15 protein-coding genes are annotated in these 19,484 nt (G+C 73.3%); 5 read left to right on the plus strand and 10 right to left on the minus strand.

What is annotated here, in order from left to right; all coding sequences use genetic code 11:
* Positions 1 to 134 precede the first annotated feature (134 nt).
* The gene (gene nirB / locus AB0A97_RS18720; protein WP_361150824.1) at positions 135 to 3,008 is read left to right on the plus strand and encodes a nitrite reductase large subunit NirB; all 2,874 of its coding nucleotides are present in this window, start codon (positions 135 to 137) and stop codon (positions 3,006 to 3,008) included.
* Between the two features lie 427 nt (positions 3,009 to 3,435).
* Positions 3,436 to 3,717: a hypothetical protein gene (locus tag AB0A97_RS18725; RefSeq protein ID WP_361150826.1), complete on the plus strand. Its 282-nt coding sequence runs from the start codon at positions 3,436 to 3,438 to the stop codon at positions 3,715 to 3,717.
* 258 nt (positions 3,718 to 3,975) lie between these two features.
* On the opposite strand, the gene AB0A97_RS18730 is transcribed toward AB0A97_RS18725, so the two are convergent.
* Complete coding sequence (locus tag AB0A97_RS18730) at positions 3,976 to 4,914, minus strand: hypothetical protein (protein ID WP_361150828.1); 939 nt, start codon at positions 4,912 to 4,914, stop codon at positions 3,976 to 3,978.
* A gap of 100 nt (positions 4,915 to 5,014) precedes the next feature.
* Positions 5,015 to 6,232 carry a hypothetical protein gene (locus AB0A97_RS18735; protein WP_361150831.1) on the minus strand — a complete coding sequence of 406 codons (1,218 nt, stop codon included), beginning with the start codon at positions 6,230 to 6,232 and terminating at the stop codon, positions 5,015 to 5,017.
* Positions 6,233 to 7,053: 821 nt separating this feature from the next.
* On the opposite strand from AB0A97_RS18735, the gene AB0A97_RS18740 reads away from it, so the two are divergent.
* From AB0A97_RS18740 to AB0A97_RS18750, 3 genes are all read left to right on the plus strand, one after another.
* Positions 7,054 to 7,503: a hypothetical protein gene (locus tag AB0A97_RS18740; RefSeq protein ID WP_361150834.1), complete on the plus strand. Its 450-nt coding sequence runs from the start codon at positions 7,054 to 7,056 to the stop codon at positions 7,501 to 7,503.
* A 38-nt stretch (positions 7,504 to 7,541) separates the two neighbouring features.
* Positions 7,542 to 8,093, plus strand: coding sequence for a hypothetical protein (locus AB0A97_RS18745; RefSeq protein ID WP_361150837.1), 552 nt, complete (start codon positions 7,542 to 7,544; stop codon positions 8,091 to 8,093).
* Between the two features lie 315 nt (positions 8,094 to 8,408).
* Positions 8,409 to 11,093, plus strand: coding sequence for an AAA family ATPase (locus tag AB0A97_RS18750; protein ID WP_361150839.1), 2,685 nt, complete (start codon positions 8,409 to 8,411; stop codon positions 11,091 to 11,093).
* A gap of 73 nt (positions 11,094 to 11,166) precedes the next feature.
* Here AB0A97_RS18750 and AB0A97_RS18755 read toward each other — a convergent pair whose 3' ends face one another.
* From AB0A97_RS18755 to AB0A97_RS18790, 8 genes are all read right to left on the minus strand, one after another.
* Positions 11,167 to 12,639 carry a zinc ribbon domain-containing protein gene (locus tag AB0A97_RS18755; protein ID WP_361150842.1) on the minus strand — a complete coding sequence of 491 codons (1,473 nt, stop codon included), beginning with the start codon at positions 12,637 to 12,639 and terminating at the stop codon, positions 11,167 to 11,169.
* Positions 12,636 to 13,193, minus strand: a complete 558-nt coding sequence (locus AB0A97_RS18760; RefSeq protein WP_361150845.1) for a phage tail protein — start codon at positions 13,191 to 13,193, stop codon at positions 12,636 to 12,638. The genes AB0A97_RS18755 and AB0A97_RS18760 overlap by 4 nt, the downstream gene beginning before the upstream one ends.
* A gap of 28 nt (positions 13,194 to 13,221) precedes the next feature.
* Positions 13,222 to 15,180, minus strand: coding sequence for a putative baseplate assembly protein (locus tag AB0A97_RS18765; RefSeq protein ID WP_361150847.1), 1,959 nt, complete (start codon positions 15,178 to 15,180; stop codon positions 13,222 to 13,224).
* Positions 15,180 to 15,635, minus strand: a complete 456-nt coding sequence (locus AB0A97_RS18770; RefSeq protein WP_361150849.1) for a GPW/gp25 family protein — start codon at positions 15,633 to 15,635, stop codon at positions 15,180 to 15,182. The genes AB0A97_RS18765 and AB0A97_RS18770 overlap by 1 nt, the downstream gene beginning before the upstream one ends.
* Positions 15,636 to 15,720: 85 nt before the next feature.
* Positions 15,721 to 17,649, minus strand: a complete 1,929-nt coding sequence (locus AB0A97_RS18775; protein ID WP_361150851.1) for a VgrG-related protein — start codon at positions 17,647 to 17,649, stop codon at positions 15,721 to 15,723.
* Complete coding sequence (locus AB0A97_RS18780) at positions 17,649 to 18,371, minus strand: LysM peptidoglycan-binding domain-containing protein (protein WP_361150854.1); 723 nt, start codon at positions 18,369 to 18,371, stop codon at positions 17,649 to 17,651. Before AB0A97_RS18780 ends, AB0A97_RS18775 begins: the two co-directional genes overlap by 1 nt.
* Positions 18,372 to 18,408: 37 nt before the next feature.
* On the minus strand, positions 18,409 to 18,831 hold the full coding sequence (locus AB0A97_RS18785; protein WP_030022142.1) for a phage tail protein: 423 nt from the start codon (positions 18,829 to 18,831) through the stop codon (positions 18,409 to 18,411).
* 59 nt (positions 18,832 to 18,890) lie between these two features.
* On the minus strand, positions 18,891 to 19,196 hold the full coding sequence (locus AB0A97_RS18790; protein WP_361150857.1) for a hypothetical protein: 306 nt from the start codon (positions 19,194 to 19,196) through the stop codon (positions 18,891 to 18,893).
* Between the last annotated feature and the right edge of the window lie 288 nt (positions 19,197 to 19,484).

The raw sequence follows: 19,484 nt of genomic DNA on the forward strand, positions 1-19,484 counted from the left end.
CTTCGGCGCGGGGCCCGGGTGCGGAGCGGGCATAGCCTGAAAGCGCTGCGGCCCGGGAGGCGGCGGGCTCGGGCGGCAGTCGTGGAAAACGGAAAAACGCGTCCCGTCGCCAAGCAGCTGGCAGGAGTCCTCTCATGGTGTCATCCACCGACCGGCCCACCCTTGTTCTCGTCGGTCACGGAATGGTCGGCCAACGGCTGCTGGAAGAACTGGCCGCACGGGACGCGCTCGCCGGACCGGACGGCCGGGGCGGGCCGGGCAGCGCGGACGGCAGCGGGCGATGGCGCGTCGTGGTCCTCGCCGAGGAAGAGCGCCGCGCCTACGACCGCGTCCACCTCTCCTCGCTGTTCACCGGCACCACCCCGGAGGAACTGAACCTCGCCGACCCCGACTTCTTCGCCCGTCACGACATCACCCTGCGCCTCGGCGACCCCGCCACCGCCGTCGACACCGCCACCCGCACGGTGACCACGCGCAGGGGCGCGACATGGCACTACGACGCGCTGGTACTGGCCACCGGCTCGTACGCCTTCGTCCCACCGGTGCCCGGCCGGGACGCGCCCGGATGCTTCGTCTACCGCACCTTGGAGGACGTCCGCGACATCCAGGAGGCGGCGCGCGGCGCCCGCACCGCGGCCGTCGTCGGCGGCGGGCTGCTCGGCCTGGAGGCGGTCGGCGCCCTGCGCTCGCTCGGCCTGGAGACCAGCGTGGTCGAGGCCGCGCCCCGGCTGATGCCCGGTCAGGTGGACACGGGCGGAGCCGACGTCCTGGCACACACCGTCGAGGCGATGGGCGTGCAGGTGCACACGGACGCGGCGATCACCGAGGTGTGGACCGGCGCGGACGGACGGGTGCGCGGACTGTCCCTGTCGGACGGCACCGGCGTCCAGGCCGACATCATCGTCTTCTCCGTGGGCGTACGGCCCCGCGACGAACTCGCCAGGACGGCCGGCCTCGATGTCGCGGACCGCGGCGGCATCGTGATCGACACCCAATGCCGCACCTCCGCGCCGGAGGTCTACGCGCTCGGCGAGTGCGCCCGTGCCGCCGACGGCAACGTCTACGGGCTGGTCGCGCCCGGCTACCGGATGGCCGAAGCCCTGGCGGACACCCTGACCGGCAAGGAAGGCAGCTTCACCGGCGCCGACACCTCCACCAAACTCAAACTGCTGGGCGCGGACGTCGCCTCCTTCGGCGACCCCTTCGCCCCGGACGCCGGCGGATCGGTGCTCTGGGCCGACTCCGGTTCCGGTGTCTACAAGAAGCTGGTGCTCGGCCCGGACGGCAAGCTGATGGGCGGCATCCTGGTCGGGGACGCGGACGCGTACGGCACGCTGCGGCCCCTCGTGGGCGCCCGGCTGCCCGGCCCGCCGGCCTCCTTCCTGCTGCCCGCCGACGCGTCGGGCCCGGTGGACACCACCGCGGTGCTCCCCGACGACGCGGTGATCTGCTCGTGCAACGGTGTCACCAAGAAGACGCTGCGCGACGCCGTGCGGGGCGGCGCGCACGACCTGGCCGCGGTGAAGAAGTGCACCGGCGCCGGCACCCAGTGCGGCGGCTGCGTCGGCGCCGTGACCTCGATCATGGAAGCGCAACTGGCGGCCGACGGCGTCGAGACGGGCCCCGGCGGCCTGTGCCCGGACTTCACGCAGACCCGCCGGGAACTGTACGAGATCATCCGGGTCACCGGCACCGACAGCTTCTCCCGGCTGGCCCGGGAGTACGGCGTACCCGGCCCGGACGGCAAGCCGCCGCACGGCTGCGCGGTCTGCCGCCCGACCGTCGCCTCGCTGCTCGCCACCCTCGGCCCGGAACTGGGCCTGCACCACATCCTCGACGGCGAGCAGGCCGCGCTGCAGGACACCAACGACCTCTTCCTCGCCAACCTCCAGAAGGACGGCACCTACTCCGTGGTGCCCCGCCTGCCGGCCGGGGAGATCAGCCCGGACCACCTCGTCGTGCTCGGCGAGGTCGCCCGCGAATTCGGCCTCTACACCAAACTCACCGGCGGCCAGCGCATCGACCTGTTCGGCGCCACCGTCGACCAGCTCCCCGCCATCTGGCGCCGGCTGGTCGACGCCGGTCTCGAATCGGGCCACGCGTACGGCAAATCCCTGCGCACCGCGAAATCCTGCGCCGGTTCCCGCTGGTGCCGCTTCGGGCAGCGCGACTCCGTCGGCATGGCCGTGGAGCTGGAACTGCGGTACCGCGGACTGCGGTCCCCGCACAAGCTGAAGCTGGCGGCCTCCGGCTGTGTCCGCGAGTGCGCCGAGGCACAGAGCAAGGACGTCGGCGTCATCGCCACGGCCAACGGCTGGAACCTCTACGTGGGCGGCAACGGCGGCGTCAAACCCCGCCACGCCGACCTCCTCGCGCAGGACCTGAGCGACGAGGAACTGATCCGGGTCGTCGACCGCTTCCTGATGTTCTACATCCGCACCGCGGACCGCCTGGAGCGCACCGCGGCCTGGCTGGAGCGGATCGACGGCGGCGTCGCCCACGTACGGGACGTCGTCCTGCACGACTCCCTCGGACTGGCCGAGGAACTCGAATCCCAGATGCAGCGGCACGTGGACGCCTACCGCGACGAATGGCGGGCCGTCCTGGACGACCCGGCGAAACTGCGCCGCTTCACCAGCTCCTTCCCCGCCCCGGCCGGCCCGGCCGCCCCCGGACACGTCCAGGTCCGTACGCCCGAGGGCGAGTGGCAGTCCGTCTGCCTGCTGGAAGACCTGGAGCCGGGACGCGGAATACCGGTCGGTGTCGGCGACGGCGACGAAGCGGTGGCGGTCGCGCTCTTCCGCTCACCGGACGGCGAGGTCTTCGCCGTCTCCGACACCGACCCCGTCTCCCGGGCCGGTGTCATCTCCCGCGGCATCTACGGGGCGGTCGACGGCGTCCCGGTCGTCACCTCACCCATGTACAAGCAGCGCTTCGACCTGCGCACCGGCGCCTGCCTGGACGACGAGAGCCGGTGCCTCCCCGTCCACGACGTCCGGGTGCTGTGACCCGACGGACACGCTGAACGGGCCGGGCGCCCGGGCGGACAGGACACTCCCTGCCCGCTCGGCCGCCCGGAGCGGCGCGGTGTCAGAACTTGCTCGTCGGCCCCTGCACTTGGCGATCGCCGTCGCCCTCGGCGCGTTCGCTCGCGAGGGCAAACGGACGACAGCGAGCGGCACGGCCACGATCGACCGGTACGCCTTCGGCATGACCAAGGGCACGGGGGTGACGGGACGGCGTCTCGCGATCGCTTTGGACGTCGTCGCGCGCCGGAGCACGACCAGCCCTGAAATCCGCTCCGCGCGCGCCTGCCGTTCGCCTTTCGCGCCCCGCACTCCACGGCGTCACCACTCTCGGCGTTGGGCACTGTCCGCTGTGGATCACTCGCACCGAGTCACCGTCTCGGTGCATCGCCCGAAAGGACAGCCCACCATGCGTCTTGCCCCACGCCTCGGCGCCGCCCTCAGCGGTCTCGCCCTCGCCCTCGGCGTCGTCGTCGCCGCGGCCCCGGCCGTCCACGCGACCCCGCAGAGCTGCTTCTACTACGTGCTGGAACAGCACCCCGAGGCCGACCCGGAGGTGGTCGAACGAGGCTGTCTCCTCGGCGCCAAGGGGACCAAGGAGAGTTACCGGGCCTGCTACACCGAGCTGCGGCGGGCCTTCGTCCCCGCGAAGATCGCCTTCGACGGGTGCCGCCGGGCCGGCCTGAAGTAGCGGTCGGGACGGCCTGGTCCGTCAGGGAGCGGGCGGACCACGGGCCCAGGGGCCACCGGAGCACCCCTGGGCCCGGCTCTTCGCGCGCCGGGTGTGGGGAGAGCCCCAGCCGCCGACAGCCCGCCGTTTGGAGACCTCGGTACCCCCTGGCTGGACGCCGTGCGGGCCATGGTGGCCGCCTGGCGCCGGGCCGCCATGCCCCGCCGCGATCAGGAGAAAGCCACGAGGGAGCCGAAGGAGCCGCCGGGCGGCCGGGGATCAGCAGGCACCGTGGAGGCGGGACAGCAGCCTTTCGTGCGCCGGGGTGAAGTGTTTCCGTCCGGCGCCCGCCGCGAGGTCGTCGGCGTCGGAGGCGGGCGGCGGCAGCGCCGAGGCGAGGGCCTGGACGGGGCCGGGGTGGCCGATGGCGTGGAGGAGGCGGGCGAGGGCCTGTTCACGGGCGTACGTGGTGCCACCGTGCGCGGGACCGGCGAGTTCTTCGTGGCTGATCACACAGACGGCGGGGTGGTGCAGCAGCCACCGGCTGCGGCGCGCTTCGCGCATACCGGGGAAGCCGGGGTCGGTGAGGGCGAGGGTGATCTTGGCGTCCAGGGTGGGCTGCGCGGCGAGGATGTCGTGGTAGACGAGGTGTCCTGGCAGCGAGCCGACCGGGTCCACGGGCTGGGACAGTGCGTGGATCTGGCTGACGAGGCGGTCGCGGAGGTCGCGGTGGTGGAAGACGATGGGCGGCCGGCGGTCCGCGTGCCAGGCGCGCAGGAACCCCGCGTCGGCCGTGTCCAGATCCAGCCCGGTGAGATACCAGCAGCCCCGCCCCGGCAGCAGCCCGAGCAGTTCGGCTTCCGGCAGGCGCGCCAGGCGGGTCTCGGTGTCCGGGGCGCCCGGGGAGGCGAGCGCCGTCGGCTGGCCCAGGCGTGTCCACCACACCCGCCACAGGGCGCTGACCGCGACCTCGAAGGCGTCCTGCAGAGCGGTGTTCCGGATCCGGTCGGCCGGGTTCAGCAGGAGCGCGGCGCGGTCTGCGCCGTAGGCGGCGCGCAGCAGCGGGTAGACCTCGTCCGGGCCCGGCTGCCCGGCCGGGATGCGCGGGTCGCCGCTCATCGTGCCGTAGGGGGTGTAGCCGAGTGCGGTGGTGATGTCGGCCAGCAGCGGGGTGCCGCTGCCGGGCGGCGACACGACGATCATCTGGGGCACGGCCATGGAACATCTCCGTCCGGAAGAAGGCGGAGCGGGCCGGTCGGGCGACCGGCTGCCCCGGGTGGGCGGGCGGACCGGGCGGACGGTCCACCGCACCGGGTGATCAGAGCGGGCCGGGCGCCGGGACAGGGGAACAGGCGGTGAGCAGCAGGTCCTCGTAGACGTGGTGCCGGCGGCCGGCCGTGCGGTGGCGCAGCAGCCGGGCAGCGTGCTCGTACGCACCGGCTCCGGCCAGGGCACGGGCGAGGGTGTCCTGGATGATCTCGCGTTCCATCCGTACCCCGCCGATCCGCCGCGTCCGCTCGCCCAGCGCGCTGAGCAGGGCGGCCGCCGCCGCGGGCCGGCCCCCGGTGATCTGCGCCAGGGCCTGGACCACCGGCGTCAGGACGTCGCGGAAGTCGGGTCGGTCGTCGGCGGCCGTACGGTAGGCCAGGGCGTGCAGGTCGTCGGTGGCCGCTTCGACAGCCAGCGCCAGGGCGAGGTTGAAGGTGTGGAAGACCTCCGCCGTCCCGCCCGGCCCGGCGAGCAGGTCCCGTACCTGCTCCACGTCGCTACGGCCTGCCGGTGTCTGACCGGCGAGCATGAGCCGCCAGTTCACCCCGGCCCGCATCCCCACGTCCCCGCGCTCCAGCGCCGTGTCGGCCCGTCGGCGTGCGTCGGGGAAGTCGCCGCAGGCGATCGAGTGCAGCGCGGCGTGCCAGTTCAGGTGCCGCGCCTGTACGGCGTGCGGGTCCGCCGCGAGCCACCCGTCCAGGTACTCGACGCCGGCGCGGCCCGCGCCCAGTTCGTGCTCCGCGTGCGCGAGAGCGTGCACGGCCACGCCCGAGCGGGGGTGGATCTCCAGCGCCTGCCGGGCCAGCCGGTGCGCCTCCCGTACGCGGCCCTGCTCCGCCCTCGTCACGGCCAGCCAGCTCGTCCAGGCCCAGCTGTCCGGGCCGGCCAGCGCCGACTGTTCCTCGACCAGGGCGTCACCGTGCGCGCGGTAGGCGGCCTCCCCGCAGGCGGGGAACGCGCCGAGCAGCAGTCCGGCCACCTCGTCGGCGGGCCATCGGGCGAAGTGCGCGATCAGGTGGTCGGCGGTCAGCCGGAACTGCCCGTGGGTGTGGAGGTACACCCCGTACACCAAGCTCGCCTCGCGCTCGCCCGCCGCCTGCGCGTCCCGGTGCGCGACCACCAGTTGGTCCTTGAGCGCCGCGTCGCTCAGACTGTCGGAGGTCGCCAACGTCAGCAGCGCCCGGGCCGGCCCGCTGCCCGGGTCCGCGGCCGCCCACTGCCGCAGCAGGGGCAGTGCCCGCCCGCTCAGGGCCAGCAGTTCGGTCACCGCCTGATCTTGCAGCCACGTGCCCGCCGCCACTTTCACCGCCGCCACCTCTGCCGCCGTCCGCCCGTCTCGCCGTAGCCGTTCCGCCGGATCAGACGGAGGACACGCACAGGGCCACGCAACATTTCCCGGCCCGCACGCGGAACAACGACCCAAACCGGCCCGCGACACGTGCTGACGCATTCCGAGCCGGGCGGAAAGGTGATGCGCCAGTCGGGAACCCGGAGCGGAGAGCCGGCGGCCGTACGGCAGTTTTTGGGCTGTGCCCGGTTGGAGAACTCACGGGCGTCGGCGCAGCGTTTCGTGAGGGGCGGAGCGCTACCAGCGGAGCAAGGGTGTCGTGCTCGCACACCGAAAGCCCGGCACCCTCGCAGGGCACGCGTCAGGAAATGAGTTCGTTCGTGCGCGGTGCGGGGACAGCAGCGACGCCACCCGTGTCCATGGCGACGGAATGGCGTGTCGCTGTGCCGAAGGGGCGTGCCACTCGCCTTTTCCCGTATGCGTCTTGTCGGACGGTCGGAGAAGTGGCCATTTCCCTGTGCGGTGCCGCGCTGAGGGCTTCCCTCTCAGGGGTCAGGTGACCAGGCGCAGCCAGGCCGCCGCGAGTGCGGCGTGGCCGGCCGGGGTCGGGTGGACGCCGTCCTCGGCCCAGTATTCGGGGTCGGTCGGCGTGGCGAGTTCGGTGAACATGCTGTCGGCCCGGCGGCGGACCGACGCCCGACCGCGCCTGCGCCCACGCGACACACCTGCTCAACCGGTGCGTCACCCGGCCGGGGAGGACCGCGGGGGAGGCCACGACCGACCGGTCCGAGATACGCGAGGTGGCCGGCCGGCTGCTCGCCCACCCGGAACGGCCCGCCTCGTACGGAGCACTCACCGCGCTCCCGCTCGTGTTCCTCCAGGAGGAGAGGAGCACGCCCGTGAACATCGGGCAGTCGGCCGACGGTGACGACGTGAGGCTGTCCGGGCCGGCCCGCATGTTCCGGGCCCAGTTCGCCGAGAACGCGGGCGAACTCGACGCGATGCGCCCCGACGTGGAAGGGGCCCTGACCTGCTTCCGGCAGGCCGGCGACCGCTGGGGCCAGGCCGTCACGCCGCCCTGCGCGCCCAACTGCGGCAGTACGACGACGACCTCGACGGCGCGCTCGCCGACCTGCGCGAGGCCCGGTCGCCGGCGAGCGGGTTCGGCTCGCTCAGCGTCGGCGACGAGGTCTTCGGCGACCTGCGCTGGATCGACCTGTACCTGCGGCGCGGCGATGCCGACCGGGTGATCGCGACGATCGGCTCGGCCAGGGAACGGGCACGGCGCATGAGCGCGCCGGACATGCTGTTCCTGGTCGACGCGTGGGAGGCCGTCTCCCGGGTGCGGCGCGGCGACCTGGGCCGGGCCCGGGAACTGCTCGACGCCGGCGAACGGGGCTTGCGCGGCGGCACCTTGTTCCCCGGCGATCACGCGCGGACACTGGTCGGCAGCGTACGGGCCGCGTACTGCCTGGAGACGGGGGACCTGTCCGGCGCGGAGCAGGCACTGGCGCAGACGTACGCGGCGGCGCTGGCGGCCCGGGACCTGCCGCCCCTGTCCCTGGTGGCGGTGCAGACGGCCGCGTTCGCCCCGGCACACGGGTGGCAGCACCGGGCCGCCGCCCTGCTCGGCGCCGCCTCCCGGCTGCGCGGTGCCCACGACCGTACCGACCGGCAGGTTCGTGACCTCACCTGCCGAGGACGTGCCGCCCTGGGCGAGGGTGCTTTCACCGCGGCGTACGGTACGGGCCGGGAGCTGGACGGGCAGGCGGCCGTGACCGCGGTCGCCCCGGCCCGGCTGCGCCGGGAGTTCGGGGCGGCTCGTCCGGGTCACGGGTGAACTGTCCGGCGCGTCGCGTCCCGGCTGGTGGCGGTACGTCAGGTTTGTCCATCACCGGTGCGGCAGGGAGCGGCGCTCTCCGTCATCGCGGAGAAGGCCCCTGCCGGTCCCCGGTGTCGGTCAAATGACGCCACCGATCAAGAACCTGTCGGCCGTGACTGTCGTCTCCCAGCGTGAGATCAGTCAGGCGGGCACCGGTCGAGGGAACGCACCGGTGCGCCGCGCCGTGGGGAGCGGTCCGGCCGTGGCCTGGCTGAAGGAAAGCGTGAGGAACCTCTAGCGTTGTCGACTCGGAGGAAGATTCCGGTGCAGCTCGTGGCCAGACATGCGGAGCGGCGTGAGTTCGATGGATTGGTGACCTCGACTGCCGTCGGGCGTGGTGGGGCCGTCGTGGTGGCCGGGGAGGCGGGAATCGGCAAGTCGGCGCTGGTCGACGCCGTGGTGGAGGCGCTGGACGGGTTCGAGGTGCTGCGGGCCGCCGGTACGGAGTTCGAGCACGACCTGCTCTACGCGACACTGCACCAACTGTGCGCCCCGGTCCTCGCATACCGGCGCAGGCTTCCCGTGGTGCAACGCAGAGCCCTGGAAGCGGTGTTCGGCCTCGGCGCGCAGACCTCACCCGACCCGTTGACGGTCGGCCTCGCCGTCCTGGGACTGCTGCACGAGGTGGCGAAGGACGCGCCGGTCTGCTGTGTGGTGGACGACGCCCAGTGGATCGACGACGCCTCGCGGCGCGTGCTGGTGTTCGTGGCCCGTCGGGTGTCCGCCGAGCGGATCGCGATGGTCTTCGCCACCCGTGACGCCGGCGCGTCGTCCGGATTCGCCGAGCTGCCGCGGATGCCCCTCACCGGCCTGGGCGACGAGGACGCCCGGGCCCTGCTGGGAGCCGCCACGCACATCGGTCCGGACGCCGAGGTCATCGACCGCATCCTGGCCGAGGCGCACGGAAACCCGCTGGCGCTGCTGGAGTTCGCCCACCACGCGGAACCGTTCGGCGTCCCCGGGCCCCGGCGCTTCCGGGCCAGTGTGGTGGACACGCTGGAGGAGCAGTTCGTCCACCGCTTCGAGCGGCTGCCGGACGCCACCCGGTCGCTGGTGGTGCTCGCCGCGGCCGAGCCGGTCGGCGACCTCGACCTGCTGCGCAGCGCGGCGCGGCACCTCGGGCTGGACGCCGCGGGCCTCACCCACGCGGAGGACGCCGGACTACTGGTCCTGGGGCCGCTGTTGCGGTTCCGGCACCCGCTGGTGCGCTCCGCGGTCTACGCCTCCGCCAGCCCGGAAAAACGCCGGGGCATGCACGGCGCTCTCGCGGCCGTGACCGATCCGGAGACCGACCTCGACCGCCAGGCGTGGCACCGGGCCCACGCGGTCATCGACGCCGACGAGGACATCGCCGCGGAGCTGGAACGGTCCGCCGACCGGGCCCGCCTGCGCGGCGGATTCGCCGCGGCCGCCGCGTTCATGGAGCGGGCGGGGCAACTGACCCCCGCTCCCGACCGCCAGGCCGGGCGGCTGCTCGTCGCGGCCACCCTGCGGCTGCGGGCGGGGGCGCCCGACGCGGCCCGCGCGCTGGTCACCCGCGCGGAGCGGCGCCGGATGGACGACCAGGGCCGCGCCAAGGCACGCCTGCTGCGGGCCCGGATCGAGTACCAGCGCTCCCACGCGCCGCAGGCGACGACCCGACTCGTCGACGCCGTGACCGAGCTGGCCCCTCCCGAGCAGGCGCGGGACACCTACCTGGAAGCGTTCGCGTCGTTCATGTACAACGACATCCACCCGGGCCTCCTCAGGGACCTCGGTGCCCGGATCCGGGAGCGGGCGCCGCAGCGGGAGACCGCCGGGCCGGCCGACCTGCTGCTCGACGCGCTGCTGGACCAGGCCATGCTGCCCGTGGAGCGGGCGGTGCCGGCCATGCGCGACGCGGTGACGGCGTACCGGGCGGCCGACTCCTCGCCGGGTCCGTGGCGGATGAACCTGCTCTGTCAGGTCGCCATCGACCTGCGGGACGACGAGGCGGCGGAGGAGATCGCGGACCGGCAGGTGGACGAGGCACGGCGCCAGGGCTCCCTCGCCTCGCTGCCGCAGGCCCTGCGGTACCAGGCGGTCGCCAGAGTGTCGGTCGGCCGGTTCGACGAGGCGGCCGACAGCCTCGGCGAGGCCCGGGCCGTCGACGAGGCGGCCGGCACGGTGCCCCTGCTGGGGCCCGAACTCGTCCTGACCGGTTTCCGCGGTGACGAAGAACGGTTCGCCGAGCTGCGGGAACTGGTGGGACGGGAGGGCCGGCCGTTCGAATCCGCCGGGGAACACTACGCCAGGGCGGTACTGCACAACGGGCTCGGCAACTACGAAGCGGCACTGGACGCCGCGCTGACGGCCCAGCGTCGGCACCAGGCAGGCTCGTACTCGATCTGGGCCGTCTACAGCGAACTGGTCGAAGCCGCCGCGCGCGCCGGACGCGGCGAGGACGCGGCCGAGGCCATGGACCACCTGGAGGCGCTGGCCCGCGCGAACCCCGTCCCCTGGGCCGTCGCCGAACGGCTCCGGGCCCAGGCACTCCTCGAACGGGGCGACGACTGCGAAGCGTTGTACCGGCAGGCCATCGACCACTTCGCCCGGACCCGGGTACGGGTGCTCCACGCGCGCGCCCGTCTGACGTACGGGGAGTGGCTGCGCCGGGAGAACCGGCGGGCCGAGGCCCGTGACGAGCTGCGGGCGGCGCACGACACGCTGTCGTGCATCGGCGCCCGCGGCTTCGCCGAGCGCGCGGCCCGGGAACTGCGCGCCACCGGCGAACAGCCGCGCCGGCACGGCGAGGACCCGCTGGGCCTGCTCACCGCGCAGGAACGGCTGATCGCCGGGAAGGTCGCCGCCGGAGCGACGTCCAAGGAAGTGGGCGTGATGCTCTTCCTCAGCCCGCGCACCATCGACACGCACCTGCGCAACGTGTACCGCAAACTGGGCATCTCCTCGCGCCGCCAGCTTCGCGAGATGTCGCTGTGACGCCCCGGCGCCGCGGCACGTCACCCCGCCGGCCACGCGGGCGGTTCCGACGGGACGACGGACCACGGCCGGTTCAGGACTGGTCCCCACCGGACCGGCCGAACAGCTCGATCTCGGCGATGGCCACCTGCTTGCCGGCGGACGCGGCATGCGCCGATTCGACGGTGAACCGGACCTTGGTCGCCTCACCGACCCGGAAGGCGCGGCGCTGCCCGCCCGCGCCCGGGTCCAGGGTGAGCGCCCGGGTCGTGATCCGCCCGTCCCGGCCCGTGATCGTCGCCGTGACCCGGTGCGGCAGGGCGGACTTGTCGAGCTGATCGGCGCGGGTGGACGTCCCCGGCGTGATGATGACGTCGAGCAGCCGCACCGGCCGCGCGAACCGCATCTCCACCCACTCGCCCTGACCCGACTGCTCCACCCCGGGACCCCACCAGGTGTTGTTCAGCTTGTCGATGACCAGCTTCGGTCCGTGGCCCGGGTAGGAGCGGGAGGCCCGGATCTCGTCCGGCTCGACCGGAGCCCGTTTGGCGAAGTGGTCACGCGTCGCCTGGATGCCGTCGGGGAGGTACAGCACACCGAGGACGACCAGCGTCACGGCGACGGCCAGGGTGATCCAGGTACCGACGCGGTCGAAGGCACGGCGCAGCCGGGGACGGTCACCGGCCCAGGGGGTCTCCTGGCCGCCGGGGCCGCAGAGGCGGCGCCACCAGGGGCGGCGTCCGGGCGCGGGGACGGCGGCGCTCTCGGCGAGGGGCATCGCGCAGCGGTTGCAGAAATGACGGTCCGGATGGTTGGGCGTGGCGCACCAGGAGCAGGGCGGGCCGTGTCCCGTTCCCTGGGGCCCGGGAACGCGTACCTGGGGCCGGTCGGTGTCGGGCCGGCCGGGCAGGACCGGCGCCACGGACGGGGCGGGGGCGGCCGGGGGAGCCTCGTGCTCCGGGACGGGCACGAGGAGGGAACGGGCGCGGTCGGCCGGGTGACTGTTCCCGCTGTCCGGGCCGTTGGGGTGGTGGGAACTGTTCGGGCCGTTCGGGCCGTTGGGACTGCTAGCACTGGCCGGCCGCTCCGGAGGGAAACCGTCCTGTGCCGTCGGCAGGGGGATACGGGGGGCGGTGTCCTCCAGACCCGGGTCGGCGGACCCGGATCCGTACGCGGACCCGGATGCGGCCCCGGACCCGGACGCGGCCCCGGCCGTGGACCGCGACGCGTCGGCCGTTCCGCCACCGTCGCGACTCCCGGTGTGCTCCGGAGCCGCCGGGCCCGAAGGGCGGTGCCCGCCCGGAGCCGCAGACGCTGCCGGTACGCCGGAGCCGGCGGGGCCCGTGGCCGTGGCCGTGCCGTGCCCCTCGGCCCTGGCGCCCTGCGCCGGCGTCCGGTACGGCTCCGTACCCTGCGAGCCGTGGGCCCGGCCGGAAGCGGCCCCGGAAGCCGCCGACGGGCCGCCGCGGTCACCGGCGTCCCAGCGGAGGACGGCTCCGCAGGCATCGCAGAACGACTTCCCCGGCTCCGCGCGGGTGCCGCACTCACCGCAGTCCGGCGTGCTCATCTCTCCGTGGTCCTTTCGACGGTGGTCACCGTGACGGTGTAGGGCATGTGCGCGGGACGGGCCGCGGCCACGAGCGTGTCGAGGCGGTAGGTGTCGGCCGGGGCGGGGTCGGGCAGCCGCAGGACGACGTGCAGGTGGGGGCGGGCACTGCCGGGGAAGGGGCCGCGGGGCCGCGCGCTCCAGGCGGCGCCGCCGCTCTCCGTGATCTCCGGTTCGGCACCGAACGCGAGGCGGACGGCTTCCGACAGGCCGCGCCGGGTGCCCCGGACCCGGTGCAGGGCGACCGCGGCGGCCACGGCGGCGCGCAGCCGCGCTTCGGGTTCGGTGCCGTCGGTCTCGGCGCCCACCCAGGTGCCCAGCCACCGGGCGAAGTCGGCCGGGGTGAGCGCGGGGTCGAAGTAGCTGTCCAGGCAGTCCAGCACGTTCAGGATCGGCGCGAGGACGTCGTCCAGCCCTCCGACGAAGCGCTGGGCGAGATCGTCGTCGGCGAAGACGGCCGGGAGCATCATGCCGATGGGCGCGGAGGAGCCCAGGCCGTCGACGGAGCCTCTCATGAGCGGCCTCCTGGGCACGCCGGCCGCGTCACGATCCGTCCCCGATCACCCGTACGCGGTGGTCGAAGGAGAAGACCAGGGACGGCGCTTCGAGGTCGATGCGGTCGGTCGGGTCACCGCGCCGGCCGGTCAGCGGGTCGGCGGCGTGCAGTACGACCTCGTCGACCAGTTCCACGCCGGGGACGCGTTGCAGGACGGCGAAGACCTCACCGGCCTGTACCGGGCGGCCGAAGGGCCAGCCACGGCCGTCCGCGCCGCCCGTGAGCGGGTCCAGGTGGCGGTAGAGGGCGTCGTGGGCCCGGCGCCGCACCCGGTCGGTGTCGGTGCCGCGGAAGGCGTGGACGGTGGCGACGACCGTGACGCCCTGGTAGTAGGGCGGGCCGACCGCGAGCCGGGTGCCGATGAGGCGGCGTTCGTCGAGGTGGCGGGTGATGCGGTCCAGCAGGCGGTCGCCGGGGACGAGTTGCTCGAAGCGCAGCCGGCCGCCGGGGTCGGGAACGGCCTGCGGGACGACCAGTACCCGTACCGCGTAGGACCCGTACTCGTCCCGTTCGCCTTCCAGGCACGTGATCCGGGCGGTCTCGGGCGCGGCCCGGCGGGCGAGTTCCTCGTAGTCCCGCAGGGTGACGGCGCGCTCCTGGGCGCGCAGCGTGATCGGGGCCCGGACCTTGGCCTCCTCGACGGTCTCCCCGTCGACTCCGCCGCGGGCCGCTTCGCCGTTGACGACCTCGGAGACGTACGGGATGGAGCTGCGCAGGACCCGTACGGCGCCCCGGGTGACATTGCCGGTCCGGCCGCCCCCGGTGCGGTACCGGCGGGCGCGCACGACCGCGCCCTTGGGGGGAACCATGCCGTACTGGCGCAGGCTGCCGTCCGCCTCGCGGACGGCGGGCCCGAAGGCGATGTCGCCGGTCGTGGCGTCGAGGGTGATGTGGCGGTCGTCCGGCCCGGACGCGGCGAAGTGCGGGACGACCTGCCAGTCCTGCCAGCCGTCGTGTTCGGCGGTCTGGAGCAGCAGGGGCGGGTCGTCGCCGACGACGGGCGCCCGGGCGAGCCGCCGCCGCTGCCCGGGCAGGCCGGTGGATTCGCCGAGCGCCTCGTCGTACACGGTGGCGGCGTGCACGACGCGGGTGGTGCCGCCGATGGTGCAGGCGTCGGCGGACCGTACGGTCGGAGACGTCGTGTAGAAGGGCTGGCCGGGCAGCGGCTCGGTGACGCGGCAGCGCAGCCAGCCGGCCTCGTGGCCGCCGTTGCGGGACAGCGTGTGCCCGCCGGGGACGTGCAGGACGACGTCGCCGGCGCGGTTGAGGCCGCCGGTGCCGTCGCGGTCCAGGTCGCAGGGCTGCCAGCCGTCCTCGGTCCACGCCTCCCACACCAGCGGCGGCTGCCGCGGGTCGACGCCGACACCGTCCACCCGGCTGTCGAGTTCCAGGGCGACGGCGCAGTGCGGTACGGCCGCCGTCAGGCCGATCAGCACGCAGTCCCCGGGTCCGGGCACCTCGGCGAAGCACCGTACGTCGGTGCCCTCGGCCAGCGCGGCGGTGCGGTCGGTGACGGGCTCGCCGCGCTGCTGCACCACCAGGCGGCTCAGCGCGCTGGGCACGATGGCCAGGTCGCGCTCGGTGGCAAAGACCACCGCCTCCTCCTGCTCCGTGCGCAGGGTGGCCACCTCGGTGCCGACCGGCACCGCCACGGCCTCCTCCTGGGGCGCGGACAGCCAGAAGGTGACGTCCGTACGGGCCGCCGTCGGCGGGAACAGGGTGACCCCCACCAGGTCCAGGAAGGCCAGGTGGTTCTTCTCGGGCACCCGGTTGAGGCGGTAGACGATCTGGTCGGCCATGTGGGCGACGGTCTCGACGAGGGTGACGCCCGGGTCGGAGACGTTGTGGTCGGTCCACTCCGGCGCGCGCTGCTGGATGTAGCGCTTGGCGTCGTCGACGAACTGCTGGAAGCGGCGGTCGTCGAGGTTGGGGGAAGGCAGGGACATCAGCGGTCGCTTTCGTGGGAGTCGCCGGAACCGTCGTCGAAGCGGCCGCCGCCGGGGCCGTCCTCGTGGGAGGGGATGACGTAGAAGGGGAAGACGAGACTGCGTGGATTGTTGGTGCCGCGGATCCGGTAGCGGATGTCGATGTACAGGACGCTGCGGTCGGCGCCGGTGGTCACCTGGACGTCGGTGACCTCGATGCGCGGCTCCCAGCGGTCCAGCGAGGCGTACACCTCGTGCTGGATGCGGCCCGCGGTCTGCTCGTTGACCGGGGCGAACACCAGGTCGTGGATCGCGCAGCCGAACTCGGGCCGCATCGGCCGCTCGCCCGGCGCGGTCGCCAGCACCAGCCGGATCGCCTCCTCGATCTCCCGCTCGCCGCTGACCAGCGCGATACCGCCGGTCGGCCCGATACGCAGCGGGAACGACCACCCGGAGCCGACGAACTGTTCGGCCATCAGAACCACACCCGCCTTCCACGGACCGGGACACCGAAACGGACAGAGCTACTGGCAAAGGGGCGACGGGGCCGGAAGACGCCGCTCACCCCGCCATCGGCAGGGGTGGGGTGACAGCGGCGAAGAAGAGCGGGGACGAGATGGTGGTCTTGGCGCCGTTGATCATGTTGGCGACCGAGGTGAGCTGGAGGGAACCGCCCGCGGTCAGGGTCGCGATGCCGCCCGCGGTCATGTTCAGGGCCCCTCCCGTGGTGAGCCCGATCTGCCCAGCGGACTTGAGGTTGATCAGGCCGGTGGAGTCGATGGTGAGCGGGCCGCCGCTCCTGATGCTGAGCAGCCCGCCGCTCTGCAGGCTCAGCCGGCGCCGGGCGCTTAGCGTGAGGTCGGTCCCGGCTTCCACCGACACCGACCTGCTGCCCTTGATGGTGACCGACCCCTTGCTGTCCACGACGATCTCGGTCTTCGTCCGGTCCAGGCTGACGGTCAGCCGCTTGTCGCCGGACGTCAGCCGGACACCCTGCTTGCGGCCGCCGGTCTTCTGGCTGAGCAGGTCCATACGGTTGCCGTCCCGGTCGGAGACGGTGTGCCGGCTCGCCTTCTTCCGTACGGTGTCGTGCAGCGGAACGTCACCGACCACGGTCGGCTTGTCCTTGCCGTTGTAGAGACCGCCGATCACGAACGGATGGTCCAGGGCGCCCCGGTCGAATCCGACCAGCACCTCGTCGTTGACGTCCATCGGGAACACCCCGCCACCCCCGAGGCCGCCCAACTGCACCGTCCGTGTCCAGTCACTGACGTACGTGTCGTCCAGCCAGGGGAACCGCAACTTCACCCGGCCCTGCTTGAGCGGGTCGTTCACATCGGTGACCAGGGCGTTGGCCACACTCGGCAGCTTGGGCCCGGTGCCCGTGCCGCCCCCGCCGGAGGCCAGCCCGAACAGCGAGCGCCACTGCCGGCCGCTGACGGTCACCCACGACTCGTAGTGCTTCCCGTCACCGAAGACATGCCGTACGGATGTCGCCGTGTACTTCCCCTCGAAGGGCGCGCCGGTGTCCGAGAGCGTCACCGGCACCCCCGGCCGCAGCCGCGTGTTGCCCAGCACCACGATCTCCACCTCGGCGAAGGCTCCGGTCACGTCGTCGGCCAGGGCGTCGGAGGCGAACCGCACCTCGGCCGACTTGTCGTACGGCACGGAGGTCTCGACCAGCTTGCCCGCCTTGAACCTCCCCGCGGCCGTGCCGGGCGTCTCGCCGATGGCGAAACCGGGGTTGTCCTTGGCGGGCGAGACGGAGCTGAGCGTCTTCTTCTGGGTGACGTCCCAGCCGCGCGCCTCCACCTTGCCGACCTGATCGGCGGCGGTGACGGCGGCCCGCAGCCGCAGGATGTCGATGCCGGCCTTCAGTTCGAGCGGGTCCTCGCCGTCCGTGCTCGACGCGGGCGCTCCCGAGGCGGGCTCCGGCTTGACGAAGCAGAACCTGCCCTTCGCGTCGATCGACATGACGGACTCGTTCTCGTCGGCCAGCCGCGCCAGGAAGTCCCAGTCGCTGACGTTGGACTGGCTGATGAACTCGTACACCGTCTTCGTCGAGTGGATCGTGCCGATCGGCACGCCGTCCTGCGCGGCCAGTTTCCTGGCGATGTCGGAGGCGGACTGGTTCCGGTAGGCCGCCACCCGGCGCTGGCGCATGAGCCGGTGCCCGAAGTCGTAGCCCCGGATGATGGTGAATGTGCCGGTGCCGTCGTAATCGGCCTCGAAACCGGTGATCTCGCCGGTCAGCAGCGTGTCACCGGCGCCCTGGCCGTCGGTCACGGTCGCGATGGTGACCGGTGTGCCGAACGTCGCCCCCAGCTTGCTGATCATGACCCGGTAGGGGTCGCGGAAGGTCAGCTCGAAGGCGGCGGGGACCCCGGCGCCCTGGTCGACCCAGCCGTCGACGAGGGCCTCCACGGCGTCGTCGGGCAGTTCACCGCCGATGGAGACCTGGAGGACGGCGGACGTGGCGGGACCGAGCATCAGTGACGCACCTCCTCGGCGGCGGGCAGGACGAGTTCGGTGCCCGTGGGCAGCCGGGACGGATCGTCGATGCCGTTGGCCTCGGCGATCGCCCGCCACGAGGCCGCGTCCCCGTACTCCCGCCAGGCGAGGGACTGGAGCGAGTCACCGGCGACGACCCGGTGCACCCGCTGCGCGGTGAGCGCGCCCGACGTCGGGTTCTGCCGCCGGGTCTTGCGGGGAATCTCGTGCAACTGCATCCGGCAGGTGGCGCGGATGGGGACGCCGGTGGTCCCGAACAGCGTGTAGGAGGCTTCGACGGAGCTGACGTACGCGGTGAACCGGGCCGTGGAGAAGGACCCCCACTGGAAGACCACCCAGGGAGGAGAGGGCTTCTTGGCCGCCGAGCTCTTGGCGGTCACCACGCAGCAGCTCAGCAGCGCCGCCACCTTGTTCAGGACCGTGTTGCTGGTCGGCCGGTCGGAGGAGTCGAGGAAGACCTCCAGGGACATCACACGCGGCTCCGACCCCATGAACTCCGGCCGCGCACCCTTGCGTACGGCGATGGCCGGCGTCACCTTCCACTGGGCGGCCCGGCTGAGCGACAACTGCGCCGGATTGAAGTCGAAGCCGAACGTCTTGATCAGCGCGCCCGGGCTGGTGCCGGTGCCGAGTGGCGGCTCGTGGATGGCGAGGGTGGCCCGGACCAGGCTCTTGCCGGCGCCGTTGCTGCTCTTGGGCATGGGGTGGTCTCTTCGTTCCTCGGTCGGTCGGCGGACTTCAGTCGGTGAACCCGTGGTGGGCGATCTCCAGGACCTCGGTGGCGACGGCCGGACTGGCGGGGTCCAGGGCCGGGCCCTGCCAGCTGACGGGCAGCACATCGATCAGGCCCCACCGCGCGACCTCCGAACCGTCCGCGCGGAGCGCCGTGATCTGGGCGGTGGGCCGCTCGATGCCGGTCTGGACGGAGGAGATCCACTTGGCGACCTTGGTGGTGTCCGGGGTGAGCGGGCGGGTCAGCCGGATGGTGGAGAAGGTGACCCGGGTCGGCAGCCGCCAGACGAAGCCGTTGTTGCCGCCCTCCTGCCGCTGCTCCGTCTCCACCTGCGACGACAGCCCGTCGCACCCGTTGAAGTAACCGAGGCTCTCGCCGTCGATGGTGAGGGTGAACCAGAGGGACGAGCCCGGGTCCTGGCGGGACATCGCGGGGCCTTTCTGTCAGAGCTGTCAGGTACGGGAGGGGGCGGGAGGGTGCCCGCCGGTCACTGGCGGGGATCGCGGAGTCTGCCGATCCGCTCGCGGTCCATCCGCAGTTCGGTGCGGATCAGCCGGGTGACGCGGCCGATGATCCGGTGCACCAGTTCGTCGAGCTGGAAGTCGGTCAGGGCACGCGGGTCGAACGCGGCGGCGGGGGGCCCGGCGTCGTCGGGCCGGGGCGTGCTTTCCGGATGCTGCTGCGTCGGATGCTGCTGCCCCGGAAGCGGGGCGTAAGAGGGACGGGCGGCAACAGAGGAGGTGGGTACGGAAGGGGTGTGCCGGGGCAGGGACTCGGCACGGGCCACAGGCATGGGGCGGTGGGCAGTCCCGGCCTGGATCGGTGTGGCCGCGACCAGGGGGGCGAGGGCGCCGGGGGCCGATTTGGGGACACGCTGAACGGTTACCGGGAGCGGAGGCAGGGGCGGGACGGGCGGAGTGCTGTTGGTCCTGAGGGCGTGGAGGAGGGGGAGCGGGGGTGCTCCCGGGGGCGTCGAAGGCGGCATCGGAGGCGATATCGGGTGTGGTGTCAGGGGCGAGGGCGGAGGTGCTGCTGCGGGAGGTGGGGCGAGGGAGGCCAGGGGGAGGGGGCGAGGAGCCGT

Source organism: Streptomyces sp. NPDC045470 (genome assembly GCF_040646595.1).
Lineage (GTDB): Bacteria > Actinomycetota > Actinomycetes > Streptomycetales > Streptomycetaceae > Streptomyces.